Origin of the sequence: Novosphingobium sp., assembly GCF_032093395.1 — a bacterium.
GTDB lineage: Bacteria > Pseudomonadota > Alphaproteobacteria > Sphingomonadales > Sphingomonadaceae > Novosphingobium.
Genome location: NZ_DAMDBA010000003.1, coordinates 65075 through 83252, shown reverse-complemented (window position 1 = coordinate 83252; position 18178 = coordinate 65075). Strand labels below are relative to the sequence as shown.

Below are 18178 nucleotides of genomic sequence, written 5' to 3'. Positions count from 1 at the left end.
TTGCTCGCTTCATCGGGGATAACCGCGCGTTTCGGCGCGCAGTGGCGGATTTGTCGCAAGACTAAGACAAACCTGAAATTTTCCTGCAAACGACATTTTAAGTCCGTTCATCTTGCGGGGTGCAAACCTGAACCCACAGACCGACAAGAGCCCTTCGAGGTTTCAGCGTCGATCGGTTCAAGGAGAAGCGAAAATGCGCAAGATCATCATGGCCGCCCTGGCAGCAAGCGTCATCATCCCAACGATGGCCGTTCCCACGATGGCGTCGGCCCAGAGCCACCGCGAAGTGCGCGAAAGCGCCCGCGACGTCCGCCACGACGAGCGCAACTTGCGTCAGGCCCAGCGCTACGGCGATCGCCGCGACGTCCGTGATGCTCGCCGCGACCTGAACGATTCCCGCCGCGAACTGCGCGAGGACTGGCGCGACTATCGCCAGAGCCACCGCAACGACTTCCGCCGCCCCGCCTATCAGGGACCGCGCGGTTATCACTATCGCCCGGTCGCGGTGGGCCACCGCTTCCAGCCTTCCTATTACGGCAGCCGCTACTGGGTGAACGATTATGGCCGCTACCGCCTGCCGGCGCCGCGCGCCGGGCACCGCTGGGTTCGCTACGGCAACGACGTTGCCATGGTGAACATGCGCAACGGCCGGGTCGTGAACGTTCACAACGGCTTCTTCTGGTAACAACCGCCCGCCGGCGCCCCTAGAGGCGTCGGACGAGTCCCAGGCGGGTCGCGGGGGCCTCCGGTGCAAGCCGGGGGCCCTTTCTCGTGCGATGGACGGGTCTTGCAGGAGGCATCGTCAAGCGGCTAGCCTCCGCCCATGAGAAGCACATCCCGCGCCCGGCTGCTGGCGTTCGCTCCTGTCCTGGCCCTGGGCCTCTCGCTGGCCGCCTGCAAGAAGGACGCCGCCCCACCCGAGGCGACCGCCAGTGCCGAAGCCAGCGAAGCCGCCGCCGAGGCCACGCCGATGAGCGCCGAGGACTGGATCCGCGCCAATCACAAGGATGCGCTCTCAACCGACCTTGGCAAACTGCAATATGCCACGGCCGAAACCGACCTTGACGGCGACGGCACGCCCGAAGTGCTGGTCTATCTGGGCGGTCCGATGTTCTGCGGCACGGGCGGTTGCAATCTCGTAGTGCTCAAGCGCCAGGACGGCGACCTTATCCAGGTGAGCGAGACCACCGTGGTCCAGCTTCCGGTCGGCGTACTGGACAGCAAGTCGCATGGCTGGCGCGACCTTGCGGTCAGCGTTTCGGGCGGCGGCATGACGGAAGGCGTATCGCGCCTCCGCTTCACCGGACGCGGCTATCCGGCCAATGCCAGCGCGGAAGTGAGCGCCGACGCGGCACCGATCAGCAAGCCGGTGATCGCGGAGGATGCGCTGAAGCCACTGGATTGAGCATGGAGCGGGTTTGTCCGTCCAGCCACGTCACATAATGCGCACGTCATTAGGATGACGGTAGTCGTTCAGGATGACGGTAGTTTTATGGGCGAGGGTTGGCGCGAAAAGCACCGCTCAAGCTCCGAGCCACCGGCGGAAGGCGGCGTTGACCGCCTCCGGCTGCTCCATCGGCGCCATGTGCCCGGCATCAGCAATCACTTCGTAAGCCGCGCCCGGCAGCGCCTGCACCATTTCCTCCGCCAGACGCGGCGGGGTGAGGGCATCGGCCTCGCCCACCATGACCATGGCAGGAACCGTGACCGTGCGCAGCGTCTCCAGTGAATCGGCGCGATCCATGATCGCTGCCTGCTGGTCCATGTAGGTGCCGAAGCCCAGGCGCAGGGCCATCTGCACGACCTCCTCGAACAGCGCCTCGGGACAGCCGGGCGCGACCAGCTGGCGCAGCGAGCCGCGCAGCACGTATTCGAACCCGCGCGAACGGGCCGTGGCGATGGCGGCACGGCGCAGCGCGGCCTGTTCCTCGGTATCGGCGCGGGCATTGGTATCTACCAAGGCGAGCCGGGTGACCCGCTCCGGTGCGCGGCGCCAGATTTCCATCGCCACGTAGCCGCCCATCGAGAAGCCCGCGATCGCGAACCGTTCCGGCGCGGCTTCCAGCACGCGGCTGGCCATGAGCGCGATCGAATCGTCCTTCAGCGTGTCGCCGATGGAGATATCGGCAATGTCCGAAAGTCCGTTCGTCTGCGCCTGCCAGACATGGCGGTCGCAGGAGAGCCCCGGAACGAGAACCAGTGCTTGCTTCTCGGTCACGCGGGAACGCTGCTCAGCACTTTGGCGGAAAGCGAGTTCCCACCCGCCTCGATCAGCTCGACGGTGACGACATCGCCTACCGTGGCCTCACCGATGAAGTGGACCGATTGCAGCCAGGGCGACTTGCCCAGCCACTGGCCGGGAAGCTTGCCCTTGCGTTCCACCAGGACTTCGCAGGTCCGGCCGACCGAAGCCTTGTTGAAGGCATACTGGTCGCGGTTGACCGCGGCCTGTAGCCGCTGGAGTCGCTCGTCCATCACGGCGGGCGCGATCTGATCGTCCATCGTCGCGGCAGGCGTGCCTGCGCGCGGCGAATACTTGAAGCTGAAGCACTGGGCATAGCCCACCGCATCGACCAGCCTGAGCGTATCCTCGAACTCGGCATCGGTCTCGCCGGGGAACCCGACGATGAAGTCGCCCGAAAGCGCGATGTCGGGCCGCACCGCGCGCACGCGGTCGAGGATTTCCAGATAGCTTTCGGCCGTGTGGCTGCGGTTCATCGCCTTCAGCACGCGGTCGTTCCCCGCCTGAACCGGCAGATGGAGGAACGGCATCAGCTTCGCCACCTCGCCATGCGCGGCGATCAGCGCGTCGGTCATGTCGTTGGGATGACTGGTGGTGTAGCGGATGCGGGCGAGATCGGGAATATCGGCCAGCTCGCGGATCAGCCCGTCGAGCCCGACCTTCCGCCCCTTCGCATCCTCGCCATACCAGGCGTTCACGTTCTGACCGAGCAGCGTGATCTCGCGCGCGCCGGCATCGACCAGGCGCTTCGCCTCGTCGATCAGGTCGGCATGGGGGCGGGAGACTTCGGCGCCGCGCGTATAGGGCACCACGCAATAGGTGCAGAACTTGTCGCAGCCTTCCTGCACGGTGAGGAAGGCGGTGGGCCCGGAGCGGCGACGGCGGGGAAGGGCATCGAACTTCGTCTCCGCTGGCATGTCGGTATCGGTGACGCGCTTGCCCTCGCTGGCCACCCGGATCATCTCGGGCAGGCGATGATAGGCCTGCGGGCCGACCACCATCTTAACGGCGGGCGAGCGCTTCATGATCTCGTCGCCCTCGGCCTGCGCCACGCAGCCGGCGACCGCGATCAACGGCGTGGAGCCATCCCCGCGTTTCAGGCGGCCGATGTCCGAGTAGACCTTTTCCGCCGCTCTTTCGCGGATGTGGCAGGTGTTGAGCACGACCAGGTCGGCCTCTTCGCCTTCCGGTGCGGCCGTGATGCCCTGCTCGGCCAGCAGCTCGGCCATGCGCTCGCCGTCGTAGACGTTCATCTGGCAGCCGAAGCTCTTGACCCGGTAGGTGCGGGGAATCTGGGTGGTTGGCATAGGCGCGCCGATACACGCCTTGGCGGCGATTTTGAAGGGGTGGCGTTTCCGGTCCGTTCAGCCCTAGCGGTTGTCGCTGATGGCTTGGGAGCGTTTGGTGGCTTGCGAAACGCTGCCGATCTGGCTGCCGGGGATGTGATCCCTGCCTTTCGGATTGGTGATAGGGTTCAAACCCGGATCGGAAGCAGGCGTATTTTCCGGCCGGACGTGACGTTCACCGGCTTTGCGCATCGCCAGCGCGCGCCTGGCGGACGCGGTAAGCGCGTCTCGCGCTGCGATTTTGCGCAATCGGGTGAATTCGCTGTTCACCCGCTTCAGGGCTTGGGCAAATACCTGCTTCCGCCTGGCGGGGTGATCGACCAGCCCCGGAAAGCTGCCTCCGCGCGCTTCGGCTTTGCCGCGTACTTCGCGCTGTTTCTGACGCAGCAGAGTCTTCTCGCGGTCGCGCAGCGTTCTCAGGCGATGGCGTAGCTCGTGAAGCTCTTCATCCGTGTGTTTGCCGATCGCCGGATGGTGCGAACTGGCCACCAGCTCACGGTCTTCATGGCTGAGCAGGGCGGCTTCGGTCTTGTTGGAGAGGGACATCGCGTGACCTCCTTTGCATCGTTCGGGCAACGCAGGAGGCCATGATAACGTCCGCCGGGAGGTTGGGGATTGCACATCCTTGCGGCATATTTCCCGAGTTTCGGGGAAAGCGGCGGCCTTGCAGCCTGTTCCCCTTTGCCCGCACTTACGCTATCCGCGCGCGTCATGAGCGATAACCAGACCCTTTACGCCGCCTTCGCAGGCCATCTCAACGCCGCGCTCGATGCGCTCGAAGCAGCAGGCACGCTGCCCGGCGGCCTGAAGCGAAGCGCGATCACGGTCGAGCCGCCGCGCGATGCCTCGCACGGCGACCTTTCGACCAATGCGGCGATGGTCCTGTCCAAGCCCGCGGGCATGAAGCCGCGCGATCTGGCCGAAGCGCTGGTGGCGGAACTGTCGAAGCTCGATTCGGTGACGTCGGCCGAGATCGCCGGGCCCGGCTTCATCAACTTGCGCCTGTCGCCTGCCGCCTGGCTGGCCGAACTGCGCGCCATCGCCGCGCAGGGCGCCGACTATGGCCGCTCGACCGTCGGCGGCGGCACCACCGTCAACATCGAATACGTTTCGGCCAACCCGACCGGCCCGATGCACATGGGCCACTGTCGCGGTGCCGTCGTCGGCGATGCATTGGCGACGCTGCTCGAATATGCCGGGCACAAGGTCATCAAGGAATACTACGTCAACGACGCCGGCGCGCAGGTGCAGGTGCTCGCCCGCTCGGCGCACGTTCGCTATCGCGAGGCGCTCGGTGAAGCCGTAGGCGCGATTCCCGAGGGGCTTTATCCGGGCGACTACCTGGTGCCGGTGGGCCAGCAATTGGCCGCCGAATATGGCAACAAGTATGTCGCCGCGCCCGAATCGGATTGGCTCGCTCTGTTCCAGGAGAAGGCCGTCGCCGCAATGCTGGTGATGATCAGGCAGGATCTCGCGCTGCTGGGCATCCACCACGATCTGTTCTCCTCGGAAGCCGAGCTTCAGGCATCGGGCAAGCCGGACGAGGCCGAGGCGTGGCTGCGTGCCAAGGGTCTCGTCTACGACGGCGTGCTCGAGGCGCCGAAGGGCAAGACGCTTGAGGATTGGGAAGCGGTGGAACTGCCGCTGTTCCGCTCCACCCAGTTCGGCGACGATCAGGACCGCCCGATCAAGAAGTCGGACGGCACCTGGACCTACTTCGGGGCCGACCTCGCCTACCACTTCCAGAAGGCCCAGACCGCCGACGCACTGGTGGACATCTGGGGCGCGGACCACGCGGGCACCGTCAAGCGCATCAAGGCCGCCGTCGCAGCCATGACGGGCGCCGACGGTGAACCGACGCCGTTCGAGATCAAGCTGGTCCAGATGGTCCAACTGCTGCGCGACGGCGAGCCGGTGAAGATGTCCAAGCGTTCGGGCAACTTCGTGACGCTGGCCGAAGTCGTCACCGAAGTGGGCAAGGACGTGGTGCGCTTCACCATGCTGACCCGCAAGCCCGAAGCGCAGATGGACTTCGACTTCGCCAAGGTGGTGGAAGCGTCGAAGGACAACCCGGTATTCTACGTGCAGTACGCCAATGCCCGCGTCCACTCGACCTTGCGCAAGGGCCTGGCCGAGGGCGGCTTCACCCCTTCCGGCGAGCATCTCGAACTGCTGGGCGAAGAGGAACTGGAGCTGGTCAAGCTGGCCGCCCAGTTCCCCCGCATCGTCGAAGCCGCGGCCGCCGCGCGTGAACCGCACCGCATCGCCTTCTTCCTCGGCGATGTCGCCGCCGCCTTCCACGGCTACTGGAATCTCGGCAACGACCGCGTCGAAAAGCGCTTCGTTAATGCTGCCGACGCTAACCTGACCGGCGCACGGCTTTTCCTGGCCGCGCAGATCGGGCAGCTTGTCCGCAATGGCCTGGCGCTGCTCGGCGTCGAGGCGGTGGAGGAAATGTAACTCATGGCGAACTGGGGCCAGAATCAGGAAGCCGGGGACTTGAGCGCGGCGCGCTCCCCCGCAGGGTTCGAGAATTCGGAGCAGGCTCCGAACAAGCTCGAACTCGGTGATGGGGACGTGCGCCTGCCCTGGCTCGAAGGCGAGGACGAGGAGTTCGAAGACCAGCAAGGCGGTGCTTCCGGCCAGACCCTGCTGCTCGTGGCGCTCGCCGTCGTTGCCATCCTGGTGATCGTCGGGGGCATCTGGTGGGCAACGCGCCAGAACGCGGAGCAGCCCCTGGTCGCCAGCGGCGGCGTGATCGAGGCGCCCAAGGAACCCTACAAGACGCGTCCGGAGAACCCCGGCGGCGACATCGTGGCGGGCACCGGCGACACCAGCTATGCGGTCGCCGAAGGGCAGAGCCGCGTGCCGCGGATCGACCAGCGCGACGTGCCGGCCGCCGTTCGGCCGGTATCCCCGCCATCTTCCACGCCATCCTCCGCGCCGTCCCTTGGCGCCAGCGCATCGGCCAAACCGGAACCGGTCGTGACCGGGGTGGGCGTGCAGGTCGGCGCCTATACCTCGAAGCCTACTGCGGAAGCAGGCTGGAACGCGCTGAAGGTGCAGTATCCCGCGCTGTCTGGCGTGAATCATCGCATCGTCGAAGGGCAGGCGGACATCGGCAAGGTCTACCGCCTCCAGGCCGTACCCGGCGATCTCGCCGCAGCGCGCGCGCTGTGCAGCGGGATGAAGTCGGCCGGCTTGAGCTGTCAGGTGAAGCAGTGAAGGCTCCTCGCTCGTCATTGCGAGCGTAGCGAAGCAATTCAGCGCCGCCGGGAGCGCGATACGGGTAGGTAGCGCGCGGCGCTGACATTCCGAGGGTCTGGGGGATCATCCCCCAGGACTTCCCCCTTTCCACACTTCCCGACCTCCGAAATCTTGCGAAAATCGCAGAATCCTGCGACCAACCGCGATTATGACACCCGCCATCTTCGGCCTTTCCGGGCTGACCCTCAGCGCCGACGAGCGCGCGTTCTTCCGCGATGCCGATCCGGCCGGCTACATTCTGTTCGGCCGCAACGTGCAGGACCGCGAGCAACTTCGGGCCCTTACCGACGATTTGCGGTCCATTCACGGCCGCGATCGGCTCTATATCACCATCGACCAGGAGGGCGGCCGCGTCGCGCGGATGAAGCCGCCGGTGTGGTGCGCCTATCCGCCGGGCGAAGCCTTCGACAAGCTCTACGATCTCGCCCCCGCCAGCGCGATCGAAGCCGCGCGGGACAATGCCGAGGCACTCGGGCTGGACCTTGCGGAAGTGGGCGTGACCGCCGACTGCCACCCGCCGCTCGACGTGCGCCATCCCGGCGCGCACGACATCGTCGGGGACCGCTCTTTCGGCGCCGACCCGATGCGCGTGGCGGCGCTGGGCCGCGCGACGCTCCAGGGTCTGGCGCGCGCCGGGATCGTCGGCTGTGTGAAGCACATCCCCGGCCACGGCCGCGCCATGGCGGACAGTCACAAGGAATTGCCCACGGTCGAGGCGGGCGAAGAGGAACTTGAGCGCGATATCGAGCCGTTTCGCACGCTCAGGGACGTGCCTTTCGGCATGACCGCGCATGTGCGCTACACCGCCTGGGATGCGGAAAATCCCGCCACCCTCTCGCCATTCGTGATCCGCGAGATCATCCGCGAGCGCATCGGCTTCACCGGCCTGCTGATGAGCGACGATCTCGACATGCAGGCCCTGTCCGGCAGCGTGCCCGAACTGGCGGAACGCGCGATCGCGGCGGGCTGCGACCTGGCGCTGAACTGCTGGGCGAAGATGGACGACATGACCGGCATTGCCGCACGGCTACCGACGATGGATGCGCAGACCGTCGACAAGCTGGAGCTTGCGCTCGGCTCGGTTGCGGGCGCGCAGGCCACCGGCACCCACGCGGAACTGCTGGCGCGGCGCGATGCCCTGCTGGCGCTGGTGGCCTGAACGTGGCGACAGCTTCCGAACTTCCGCTGGGCCTGCCCGGCTCCGATGCCGCCTGGGACGGCGAGGAGCGTGCCGAAGCCCGCAAGGAAGCGCTCTATCTGGAAATCGACGGCTGGGAAGGGCCGCTCGACCTCCTGCTCGACCTTGCGCGGCGGCAGAAGGTGGACTTGCGCCGAATCTCCATCCTCGAACTGGTGGCGGCCTACCTCGACTATATCGAGCAGGCCGAGGCGCTGCGGCTGGAACTGGCGGCGGACTATCTGGTGATGGCGGCCTGGCTGGCCTACCTGAAATCGGCGCTGCTGCTGCCCAAGGACGAGCAGGCCGATCCCAGTCCCGAAGAACTCGCGCTGCGCCTGCAACTGCGCCTGCAACGCCTTGGCGCCATGCGCGAGGCGGCGGCGCGGCTCATGGCGCGCGATCGGTTGGGCCGCGACGTCTTCCTGCGCGGCGCTCCGGAAGGCCTGCGCGTTGAGCGCAAGTCGGCCTGGCAATGCTCGTGGTACGATCTGGTGCGTGCTTATGGCGATGTGAAAGTACGCAGCCAGCCGGTGGTCCACATGGTTCGCGAACGCATGGTCATGACCCTGGACAGCGCCATCGCCCGCGTATCGTCGATGTTGGGCGTCTCGCTCGACTGGATGGACCTTCGCGATTTCCTTCCCACCGCCAGCGATAGCTGGGCCAATCCGCAATTGCGCCGCTCGGCGCTGGCCTCCAGCTTCGTTGCCGCCCTCGAACTCGCGCGTACCGGCAAGGCCGAGATCGCACAGGAGCAGACATTCGGTCCGCTTCGCCTCAAGGCCTGTAAGTAAGATGCAGCAATCGATGGATGACCTGACGCGCGCCGTGGAGGCGACGCTGTTCGCGGCGGAGCAACCGCTCACGGTCGAGCAGATTTCGGGCCACCTCGGCCAGGCCGATGTGCGCCCGGCGCTCGCCCGGTTGCAGGCCGACTACGAAGGGCGCGGCGTGCTGCTGGTGGAGCGTGGCAAGCGCTGGCACTTCGAGACCGCGCCCGATCTTGCGCACCTGCTGCGCCGCGAGAAGGAGGACGTGCGCCGCCTTTCGCGCGCCGCGACCGAGGTTCTCGCGATCGTCGCCTATCACGAGCCGGTCAGCCGCGCGGAGATCGAGGCGATCCGCGGCGTGCAGACGGCCAAGGGCACGCTCGACGTGCTGATGGAGGCCGGCTGGGTGCGCGTCGCCGGGCGCCGCGAGGTGCCGGGCCGTCCGGTGATCTACGCCACTACGCCCGATTTCCTGGCCCATTTCGGACTTGGCTCGCTGCGTGAACTGCCGGGGCTGGAGGAACTGCGCGCGGCGGGTCTGCTCGATCCTGTGGATGACGAGATGATCCAGACCGGCCTGCGTCCCGGAAAGGTGCCCGGCGAAGACGAGGAACCGGACGGGGACGGGACCGAGAGCCTTGAGGATCGCGACCTGTTCGACGAAGATGACGCTCAGGCTACGGTGGCTGGTCAGAACAATGACAGGCTGGCAAGTTCGGGGGAAAGTGCCTAGATGGGCACTATGCGATCGGAATCGGTCGCAGGGTTTTTGGAGTTGAGGTTATGGGTAGCTTCTCGATCTGGCACTGGATGATCGTCCTGGTGATCGTGCTCGTGCTGTTCGGACGCGGCCGCGTTTCGGAAATCATGGGTGACTTCGGCAAGGGCATCAAAAGCTTCAAGCAGGGCATGAACGAGGAAGAGAACAAGGCCTCGTCCACGACTGCCCCGCAGATCACCGCCCAGCAGGGCGATGCTCCTGTGAGTCCGGCGAAGGCCGAAAACAAGACCGAACAGTCGTAAGAACGCGCCGGACCCGCGCCCGCGATGTTCGATATCGGTGCTTCAGAACTGTTGCTGATCGTCATCGTGGCGGTCGTCGTCATAGGGCCGAAGGACATGCCTTTGGCGATGCGCACGGCCGGGCGATGGATCGGCAAGATGCGCAAGATTTCCGGTCACTTCCGCTCCGGCATCGACGCCATGGTGCGCGAGGCCGAACTGGAGGAAATGGAACGCAAGTGGCGCGAGCAGAACGAGGCCATCATGAAGGCCAACCCGGTTCTGCCCGACCTTGACCAGATGTCGGCGCCCACGGATTCAGCGGGGCTCGCCGAATCGCACCCGGCCGTGGATGCGCCGTCGGCGCAGCCCGAAGCCAACCCGCAGACGGCAGCTTCCGGGGCAGGTCGTTCCGCCGAAGCGAAGCCATCCGGGCAGGCAGAGCTGCATCTTCCGCCGCCGCCGCCCTGATTTCAGCCCCGTTCCTCTGTTAGAAGCCGCACCATGCAGCCCTTCCGCATTTCAGACATCGACGATTCGCAGGCGCCGCTGCTCGACCATCTGATCGAACTGCGCGCCCGCCTCGTGCGGGCCTTCCTGGCTTTCGCGGTGGCCTTCGGGATCTGCTTCTACTTCTCCGGCGACATCTTCGCCTTCCTCGTGCGTCCGCTGACCGAGGCGTTTCCGCCGGGCCAGGGCAAGCTGATCTACACCAAGCTCTACGAAGCCTTCTTCGTGGAAGTGAAGATCGCGCTCTTCGCCGCTTTCTTCGTCAGCTTCCCGGTGATCGCAAACCAGATCTGGGCCTTCGTGGCGCCGGGGCTCTACGCCAAGGAGAAGAAGGCCTTCCTGCCGTTTCTGGTCGCGACTCCCGTGCTCTTCACGATGGGCGCGGCGCTGGCCTACTACGTAGTCATGCCTACGGCTTTCCACTTCTTCCTTGGCTTCGAGGGCCAGAAGGGCGGGCTCAAGCTGGAAGCGTTGCCGGGCACCGGCGATTACCTGGCACTGGTGATGCAGTTCATCCTGGCCTTCGGAATCAGCTTCCTGCTGCCGGTGCTGCTGATGCTGCTCAACCGCGCCGGTATCATCACACGCGCGCAGTGTGTTGCCGCTCGCCGCTACGCCATCGTTGGCATTTTCATCATCGCGGCCGTGGCAACTCCGCCCGACGTGATCTCGCAGCTTCTCCTCGCGGTGCCGCTGCTGGCGCTTTACGAGGGCACGTTGCTGTTCATGTGGTTCACCGAAAAGCGCGATGCGCGCGACAAGGCGGTCGAGGAAACCCAGGCCGCGGTCGAGAGCGGCACGCCCACAGCGTGACCTGACATGCGAGAGGGGGGAACGTCGCCGTTCCCCACCTGCTCGCTTTTTTAGCGGCCTGCCTCCACCTTCGCAGGAACATCCTTCGTGGGGATCACGCGATCCTTGGACGACGACCAGGCCAGCTTCCCGCCGATCCAGGTCTCGAGAACTTGCGTGGTGCGCAGCTTGTCGGGCGTTGCCAGCATCGGATCGGCATCGACGAACAGGAAGTCCGCGCGATAGCCCTTGGCGATGCGGCCGAGGCGATCCTCCGCGAACATCGCATAGGCCGCACCGGTGGTATAGGCATTGAGCGCGGCTTCGCGGCTCAACGCTTCCTGCGGCTGCCACCCGTTGAAGGGCTGGCCGTCAGCGCCCTGGCGCGAAATGGCGACGGCGAGGCCGACGAAGGGCTTGGCAGGTTCGACCGGGGTATCCGAGCCGAAGGCTAGCTTGGCGCCGGTTGCAGCAATCGATTTCCACGAATAGGCACCGGCGAGCCTGCTCGGCCCCAGGCGGGCTTCGGCCATCGTCCGGTCCGAAGCCTGGTGCTGCGGCTGCATCGAGGCGATCGTGCCGAACCTGCCGAAGCGCGGCAGGTCGGCGGGATCGACGATCTGCGCATGTTCGATGCGCCAGCGGCGATCGCCCTTGTAGGTAGCCGAAAGCTCTTCGATCGAATCGAGCACGGTGGCGTTGGCCTTGTCGCCGATGGCGTGGACCGCGACCTGATAGTTGTCCATCGCGGCGCGGCTCATGAGGTTGTTGAGCTGCGTCTCGTTCATGCGCGGCAGGCCGGTCGTGCCGGCGGCATCGGCGTAGGGCTGCTTCAGCCAGGCCCCGCGCGAACCCAGCGCGCCGTCGAGATAGAGCTTCACCCCGTTCATCTTGAGCCGGTCTTCATAGAGCCACGGCGTGGGGCGGGGACCGCCGATCAGCGTCATGTTGTCGATGCCGTCGGCATAAGCGACGATGCGGATACGCAAGCGGCCGGCGTCGGCGGTGCGGCGCATCGATTGCCAGTCCTCGATCGAGGTGCCCATATCGGCAATGGCGGTGACGCCTTGAGCCAGCAGCGCCAGTTGCGCCTCGCCCAGAGCGGTATCGCGATCCTCCGGCCGGGGCTTGGGCATCTTCGCTTCGACCAGCGCCATGGCACCGTCCACGAAGACGCCGGAGGGCTGCTTGCCACCGGCCGCGCGCAGAATCTCTCCTCCGGCGGGGTTGGCGGTTGCGGCGGTGACGCCGGCCGCCGAAATCGCGGCAGAATTAGCCCAGCCGGCGTGGCCGTCGACGCGGGTGAGCCAGGCAGGCTTGCCGCCGGTCGCGCCGTCCAGCTCGGCGGCGGTGGGCATGCGGTCCAGCCCCCATTGCACCTGGTTCCAGCCGCTGCCGAGGATCCAGGGCGCGTCCGGATGGGCGGCCGCCCAGGCGGAGATTCGCGAAAGCGCCTCTTCGAGCGACTTGGCCATGGACAGGTCCAGCGTCATCTTCGCGAAGCCGGTGCCCATGACGTGGCCGTGGGCATCGATCATGCCCGGCACCACCGCGCGGCCCTTGCCGTCCACCTGATAGTCGACCTTCTTAGGCCGTTTGTCGCCATGCTTGTAGACGTCCGCGATGCGTCCGTCATTGTCGATCAGGAAGCCTTCGAACCGCTCCACGCCGCCCTTGCCGTCTGCCGTCGTGCCATCGACATTGTCCACGAGAACGTCGGCAAAGGCACTTGGCGCCAGTGCGGGGCCAGCCGCGATGGCGGTGGAAGCGAGCAGCAGCGCGATGGCTGCGCCTGTCCTGGAATTCACTTGATACCCTTCTTCGGGAGCCGCTTGATAATGGCGCTGGTATCGAGGCGGCCGCCTCCCTGCGCCTGGATATCGGCAAAGAACTGGTCGATCAGCGCGGCGACCGGCAACGATACGCCCAGGCCGCGCCCTTCATCGAGGCTGAGGCCCAAGTCCTTGCGCATCCAGTCGATGGCGAAGCCGAAATCGAACTTGTCCTCGTTCATCGTCTGCCAGCGGTTGTCCATCTGCCAGGATTGGGCGGCCCCGCCGGAGATGGCCTCGTAGACTTTGTCCATGTCGAGGTGGGAGGCCTGGGCGAAGCGAACGGCTTCGGCCAGGGCGGCCACATTGCCGGCGATGCAGATCTGGTTGGCCATCTTGGCGATCTGGCCTGAGCCCGCCTTGCCGACATGGACGATGCGGCTGGAATAGGCCTCCATCACCGGATGCGCAGCCTCGATCGCTTCGTCGCGGCCGCCGCACATGAGGGTGAGTGTGCCCTTTTCGGCACCGATTTGCGATCCCGTCATCGGCGCATCGACGCAGTGAATGCGCAAGTCCCGCGCCTCGACCGAGATCTGGCGGGCGATGCGGGCGGAAACGGTGGTGTGGTCGATGAAGACGCCGCCCTTCTTCAGCATGCGGAACACGCCGTTGGGACCGAGCACGACTTCGGAAAGATCGTCGTCGTTGCCGACGCAGGTGATGACCACGTCCGCGTCCTGCGCCGCATGCGCCGGATTCGCGGCGATGCGATGGGCGAGGCCGGGGTTGTCCTGCGACCACTTGTGCGCCCGCTCGGGCGAGCGATTGAAGATGGTGAGTTCGTGACCGGCCAGCGCGATATGCCGCGCGATGGCACCGCCCATAACACCCAGGCCGATGAAGGAAACCTTGCGTTTTTCGCTCATGGCAAGCGTTCTAGCGGTTTTTGCACGAAAGCAAACCGCAAGAAGCAGCGAAATCTGTTCGTTTCGGCGTAGTCTGCTCTGCATCGGGCAGCGGAGGGTGGCTTCCTCGTGCCGGAATTCAAACAACAATATTACAGCGCGAAACCGAGAAGGGAATTTTTCCTAACGCGCCGCTTTCCATTCGGCACGCTTTCCTTTAGGCGCGGCCATCATGGAACAGCCATTGCTCAAGATCGCTGCGGAGCCCGAACAGGCCACGCTGACTGCCGAAGATGTTCGTGCGGCGGCCGAGCGGATTATCGGCAAGGTCGTTCGTACCCCCACGCTTCATTCCACCACGCTCAGCGCGATCACCGGCGCGGACATCTGGCTCAAGTTCGAAAACCTTCAGTTCACCGCCGCCTACAAGGAACGCGGCGCGCTCAATGCTCTTCTGCTTCTGGATGAGGAACGCAAATCGCGCGGCGTGATCGCCGCTTCGGCCGGAAACCACGCGCAGGGCCTGTCGTATCACGGCACCCGACTGGGCGTGCCGGTTACGATCGTGATGCCGCGCACCACGCCGACCGTGAAAGTGATGCAGACCGAAAGCGTCGGCGGCAAGGTCGTGCTGGAGGGCGAGAGCTTCGACGAGGCCTATGCCCATGCCCGCAAGCTGGAAACCGAACTGGGGCTGACTTTCATCCACCCGTTCGATCATCCGCACGTCGCGGCGGGGCAGGGCACCGTCGCACTGGAAATGCTGGAGGACGTGCCGGACCTCGACACCCTGGTGCTGCCGATCGGCGGCGGCGGCCTTGCTACCGGCATGGGCACCGCGGCGCGTGCGATCAATCCGGACATTCGCCTCGTCGGTGTGGAGGCGCAGCTCTATCCCTCGATGTACAACCTGCTCAAGGGTACCAGCCTGCCGATCGGCGGCGACACTCTGGCGGAAGGCATCGCGGTCTTCGCGCCGGGCCAGTTCACGTCCTCGGTGCTGCGCGAACTGCTCGACGAGTTCCTGCTCGTCAGCGAACCGGGTATCGAGAGCGCGCTGGCCTTGTTGCTCCAGATCGAAAAGACGCTGGTCGAAGGCGCGGGCGCCACGGGCCTTGCGGCGGTCATGGCCAATCCGGAGCTGTTCACGGGCCGCAAGGTGGGTATCGTGCTGTCGGGCGGCAATATCGACACGCGCCTGCTGGCCAATGTCCTGCTTCGCGACCTGGCACGATCCGGCCGCCTTGCGCGTCTGCGGATCGGTCTCCAGGATCGCGCGGGCGCGCTGTTCAAGGTGGCCAAGGTGTTCCACGAGCACAACGTGAACATCATCGAGGTCTTCCACCAGCGCATCTTCACGCACCTTCCGGCCAAGGGTCTGGTCACGGAGATCGAATGCGAGGCGCGTGACAAGAATCAACTCGATGCGCTCGTCGCCGCGCTCCGCCGCGAAGGTTACGAAGTGAAGCAGGTCGAGACGGAATAGCCTGAATTGAAACGGGTCACGCGAATCGCGTGAAAGCCATCTACAATAAGGCGGGGGGCGGCATCGGCTGTCCCCCGCCTTTGCGAATCTGCACGGGGAGAGGGATCGGCGCGCGTTCGGGCGTTAACTGTATGCATGCATTCCGCTAACCTCCGACCGGGAAAAAGAACCAAAGCGGGACAACCGGACGGAATCAGCACCCCGTTGGTCTCGATTTTGATACGGGTCGGGCTCGTTTCGTGGTTAAAACGCTTTCAACCGGCGTATGGGCTGGGCATATTCAGGGCTAACAGGAGGCACTGTCGGCATGGCGGCGGCCTCCATCAGGCTAGAGGATCACTTTCGTCCGTGACGGCACCCGTTCGCTTTCCCCGGTTCTTCGTGACCAGCCCGGCTCCGTGCCCCTACTTGCCGGGACGCAGCGAGCGGAAGGTCTTCACCGAACTGAAGGGGCCGCACGCCGATTCGCTCAACGATGCGTTGGGGCGCATCGGCTTCCGTCGCAGCCAGACCGTGGCCTATCGCCCCTCCTGTCTTGACTGCAACGCCTGCGTCTCGGTGCGGGTGGTGGCGAATGAATTCGCGCCGTCCGGTACGCAGAAACGTCTGCTGAAGCGCAACGGCGATCTGGTCGCCACCATCTGTCGGCCCTGGTCCACCAGCGAGCAGTTCGATCTCCTGCAGCGCTACCTGTCCGTTCGTCATCCCGAAGGCGGCATGACGTCCATGGACGAAGTGGATTTCGCCGACATGGTGGAACACACGCCCGTCACCAGCTACGTCATCGAATATCGCGAGCCTTCCGACGACGGGATAACGCCCGGCCGCCTGGTAGCCGCTTGCCTGACCGATCGGCAGTGCGACGGATTGTCTATGATCTACAGCTTCTACGATCCTCATCACGAAGGTCGTCAGGGGTTGGGCACTTACGTCATTCTTGATCACATTCGCCGCGCTGCCGAAATGGCCCTGGCTTATGTCTACCTCGGCTACTGGGTAGAGGGCGCGGCGCGCATGCAGTACAAGGTCCGCTTCCGGCCCATGGAAAAGCTGGGCCGGGCAGGGTGGGAGCGCATTTCTCCAGCCGAGCACGACCGGCTGATCGCCGCCGCCGTCGCCAATCCGCGCAGCCGGGAAGAGGTGAACGAGGGCGCCCGCAAGGACGGAGTTCCATCGATCACCCGATAACACGCGTAATAACCTAAGGGCGCCCGCCTTGGCCGGCACCCTTGGCAAAACGTTCATGCAGTGGCGTAGAGTGCTGCTTCTTCGGCCCGGCGCCGCTTCAGGCCTTCCATGACTTTGCCGTCGTTGTAGATCCACTTGCCGAACTGCGCCGCCGCTTCGGCATGGCGGCCTTGCCGATGCAGCTTAGTTAGGGTCGCCTTGGCGATAGCGCCCGTATTGTAGTGAAACGAAACCAGCGCATCGAACTGGCCTTGCGACGTCTCTGTATCGCCGAGGGCGGCAATGACTTCCTGGGCATAGCGGACGAGCGCGGCATCGAAGCGGGCATCGCATTGCGCCTGCGACCAGACCGTTCCTGGACCGACATCCGGCCCGGTGGAGCCCCAGCCTATCGTCCATGGCGTGCCATCTCGGCTGCCGGGGTCGGGATAGGCTTCGATCATGCCATCGGGCCGACGCCGCGCACAGCCTTCCCATTTGCGGATCAAGGCCTGTCCAGCGGCTCCCAGCGACAAGAGTGGGGCGGTGAAGACAGGGGCTGTAACGTCGCCCAAGGCCTTATCGATTGCATGATCGAGGGCAGCGACTTCGGCGGTGGTGAAACCACGCCCGAGCAGAAGGCGTACTTCATCGAAAATCGGCTTGCGGTAGAGCATCGGCCTCTCCTTGTTTGAGGAAAAGGCCGATCAAGTAAGCCGGATCGGGTGGTGTAGGAAAACGGTTTCTTGCGGCGAAACCGTTTTCCCAATTCGTCAGACGTCGAGATTGGCGACGTTGAGCGCGTTTTCCTGGATGAAGTCGCGGCGCGGTTCCACCACGTCGCCCATCAGGCGGGTGAAGATTTCGTCGGTGACGTCGGCATCCTCGACCTTGACCTGGAGCAGGGCGCGGTTTTCCGGATCGAGCGTGGTTTCCCAAAGCTGCTCGGCATTCATCTCGCCCAGCCCTTTGTAGCGCTGGATCGAGAGACCCTTGCGGCCCGCGGCCAACACGGCTTCGAGCAGTTGCGACGGGCGGCTGATGATGTCGCCACCGGCGGTGGGACGGGTTGCCGGTGCTTCGTCGTCGCCATCGGTCGCTTCCGCTTCCACGGCTGCCGCAGTGGCGCGGACGAAACGGGCGGTGGCGGAATAGACTTCCGAATTTTCCACCGCGAGCTTGGCGAGCTTGCGCGCCTCCGCGCTGGCGAGGAAGCCGGCCTCGATCTTGTGATGATCGGTGACGCCGCGCCAGAGACGTTCGATCTCAAGGTTGCCGGCCTCAGTGAGGCGGGCCGACCACCGCGCTTCGGGATCGCCCAGGTCGAGCCACTGGGTTGCGCGGTTCAGCGCCGAAGTGCGGTCCGCGGCGGAAAGATCGGGCGCGAAGGCGCCGGCAATGGCCAGGGCTTCGATGATGACGGGGTCGAAGCGGCGCGGAACGAAGCCCATGATGTTGCGCATGCGGATCGCATGTTCGACCAGCGCCTCAAGGTCCGCCCCGGTGCGGGCGCCGCCTTCGGTTTCCAGGACGCGACCCGAAAGGCCGGCCTCCACCAGGTAGCGGTCGAGCGCGGGGTTGTCCTTGAGGTAGACTTCCGAACGCCCCTTCGCGACCTTGTAGAGTGGCGGCTGGGCGATGAAGAGGTGTCCCGAGCGGATGATGTCGGGCATCTGGCGATGGAAGAAGGTCAGCAGCAGCGTGCGGATATGCGCGCCGTCGACGTCGGCGTCGGT

18 protein-coding genes and 1 pseudogene are annotated in these 18178 nt (G+C 65.3%); 12 read left to right on the top strand and 7 right to left on the bottom strand.

The window, feature by feature from the left end:
• Positions 1–193 precede the first annotated feature (193 nt).
• Positions 194–685 carry an RcnB family protein gene (locus tag RT424_RS01775; RefSeq protein WP_313434064.1) on the top strand — a complete coding sequence of 164 codons (492 nt, stop codon included), beginning with the start codon at positions 194–196 and terminating at the stop codon, positions 683–685.
• 138 nt (positions 686–823) lie between these two features.
• On the top strand, positions 824–1405 hold the full coding sequence (locus RT424_RS01770) for a hypothetical protein (RefSeq protein ID WP_313434063.1): 582 nt from the start codon (positions 824–826) through the stop codon (positions 1403–1405).
• Positions 1406–1522: 117 nt separating this feature from the next.
• Here RT424_RS01770 and RT424_RS01765 read toward each other — a convergent pair whose 3' ends face one another.
• The 3 genes from RT424_RS01765 to RT424_RS01755 all read right to left on the bottom strand — a co-directional run bounded on the left by RT424_RS01765 (position 1523) and on the right by RT424_RS01755 (position 4134).
• Positions 1523–2218 carry an alpha/beta fold hydrolase gene (locus RT424_RS01765; RefSeq protein WP_313434061.1) on the bottom strand — a complete coding sequence of 232 codons (696 nt, stop codon included), beginning with the start codon at positions 2216–2218 and terminating at the stop codon, positions 1523–1525.
• Positions 2215–3549, bottom strand: coding sequence for a tRNA (N6-isopentenyl adenosine(37)-C2)-methylthiotransferase MiaB (gene miaB, locus RT424_RS01760; RefSeq protein ID WP_313434059.1), 1335 nt, complete (start codon positions 3547–3549; stop codon positions 2215–2217). The genes RT424_RS01765 and miaB overlap by 4 nt, the downstream gene beginning before the upstream one ends.
• Before the next feature lie 63 nt (positions 3550–3612).
• Positions 3613–4134 carry a hypothetical protein gene (locus RT424_RS01755; protein WP_313434057.1) on the bottom strand — a complete coding sequence of 174 codons (522 nt, stop codon included), beginning with the start codon at positions 4132–4134 and terminating at the stop codon, positions 3613–3615.
• Between the two features lie 165 nt (positions 4135–4299).
• Here RT424_RS01755 and argS point away from each other — a divergent pair, with 165 nt between their 5' ends.
• The 8 genes from argS (at position 4300) to tatC (ending at position 11130) form a co-directional block, all read left to right on the top strand.
• Positions 4300–6048, top strand: a complete 1749-nt coding sequence (argS, locus tag RT424_RS01750) for an arginine--tRNA ligase (RefSeq protein WP_313434056.1) — start codon at positions 4300–4302, stop codon at positions 6046–6048.
• A gap of 3 nt (positions 6049–6051) precedes the next feature.
• Complete coding sequence (locus RT424_RS01745; protein ID WP_313434054.1) at positions 6052–6813, top strand: SPOR domain-containing protein; 762 nt, start codon at positions 6052–6054, stop codon at positions 6811–6813.
• Between the two features lie 190 nt (positions 6814–7003).
• A complete protein-coding gene (nagZ, locus tag RT424_RS01740) occupies positions 7004–8014 on the top strand; it encodes a beta-N-acetylhexosaminidase (protein ID WP_313434053.1) in 1011 nt (336 codons plus the stop codon).
• A gap of 2 nt (positions 8015–8016) precedes the next feature.
• Positions 8017–8829 carry a segregation and condensation protein A gene (locus RT424_RS01735; protein ID WP_409521418.1) on the top strand — a complete coding sequence of 271 codons (813 nt, stop codon included), beginning with the start codon at positions 8017–8019 and terminating at the stop codon, positions 8827–8829.
• A 1-nt stretch (position 8830) separates the two neighbouring features.
• Positions 8831–9538, top strand: a complete 708-nt coding sequence (scpB, locus tag RT424_RS01730; protein WP_313434051.1) for an SMC-Scp complex subunit ScpB — start codon at positions 8831–8833, stop codon at positions 9536–9538.
• A gap of 50 nt (positions 9539–9588) precedes the next feature.
• A complete protein-coding gene (locus RT424_RS01725) occupies positions 9589–9828 on the top strand; it encodes a twin-arginine translocase TatA/TatE family subunit (RefSeq protein WP_313434049.1) in 240 nt (79 codons plus the stop codon).
• 24 nt (positions 9829–9852) lie between these two features.
• Positions 9853–10278 carry a Sec-independent protein translocase protein TatB gene (gene tatB / locus RT424_RS01720; protein WP_313434048.1) on the top strand — a complete coding sequence of 142 codons (426 nt, stop codon included), beginning with the start codon at positions 9853–9855 and terminating at the stop codon, positions 10276–10278.
• A 33-nt stretch (positions 10279–10311) separates the two neighbouring features.
• Positions 10312–11130: a twin-arginine translocase subunit TatC gene (tatC, locus tag RT424_RS01715; RefSeq protein WP_313434046.1), complete on the top strand. Its 819-nt coding sequence runs from the start codon at positions 10312–10314 to the stop codon at positions 11128–11130.
• 50 nt (positions 11131–11180) lie between these two features.
• Here the strand turns inward: tatC and RT424_RS01710 are convergent, their stop codons facing one another.
• A complete protein-coding gene (locus RT424_RS01710; protein ID WP_409521424.1) occupies positions 11181–12866 on the bottom strand; it encodes an amidohydrolase in 1686 nt (561 codons plus the stop codon).
• A gap of 47 nt (positions 12867–12913) precedes the next feature.
• Positions 12914–13810: an NAD(P)-dependent oxidoreductase gene (locus tag RT424_RS01705; protein WP_313434044.1), complete on the bottom strand. Its 897-nt coding sequence runs from the start codon at positions 13808–13810 to the stop codon at positions 12914–12916.
• A 211-nt stretch (positions 13811–14021) separates the two neighbouring features.
• Between RT424_RS01705 and RT424_RS01700 the strand changes: the two genes are divergently transcribed.
• Positions 14022–15275, top strand: a complete 1254-nt coding sequence (locus tag RT424_RS01700) for a threonine ammonia-lyase (RefSeq protein ID WP_313434042.1) — start codon at positions 14022–14024, stop codon at positions 15273–15275.
• A 348-nt stretch (positions 15276–15623) separates the two neighbouring features.
• Positions 15624–16463 (top strand): arginyltransferase, encoded by an 840-nt coding sequence (locus RT424_RS01695; RefSeq protein WP_313434041.1) that lies wholly within the window; start codon positions 15624–15626, stop codon positions 16461–16463.
• Between the two features lie 53 nt (positions 16464–16516).
• Here the strand turns inward: RT424_RS01695 and RT424_RS01690 are convergent, their stop codons facing one another.
• Positions 16517–17119, bottom strand: a complete 603-nt coding sequence (locus tag RT424_RS01690) for a lysozyme (protein WP_313434039.1) — start codon at positions 17117–17119, stop codon at positions 16517–16519.
• 96 nt (positions 17120–17215) lie between these two features.
• Positions 17216–18178, bottom strand: a pseudogene (locus RT424_RS01685) (DNA gyrase subunit B); the annotation flags it as partial.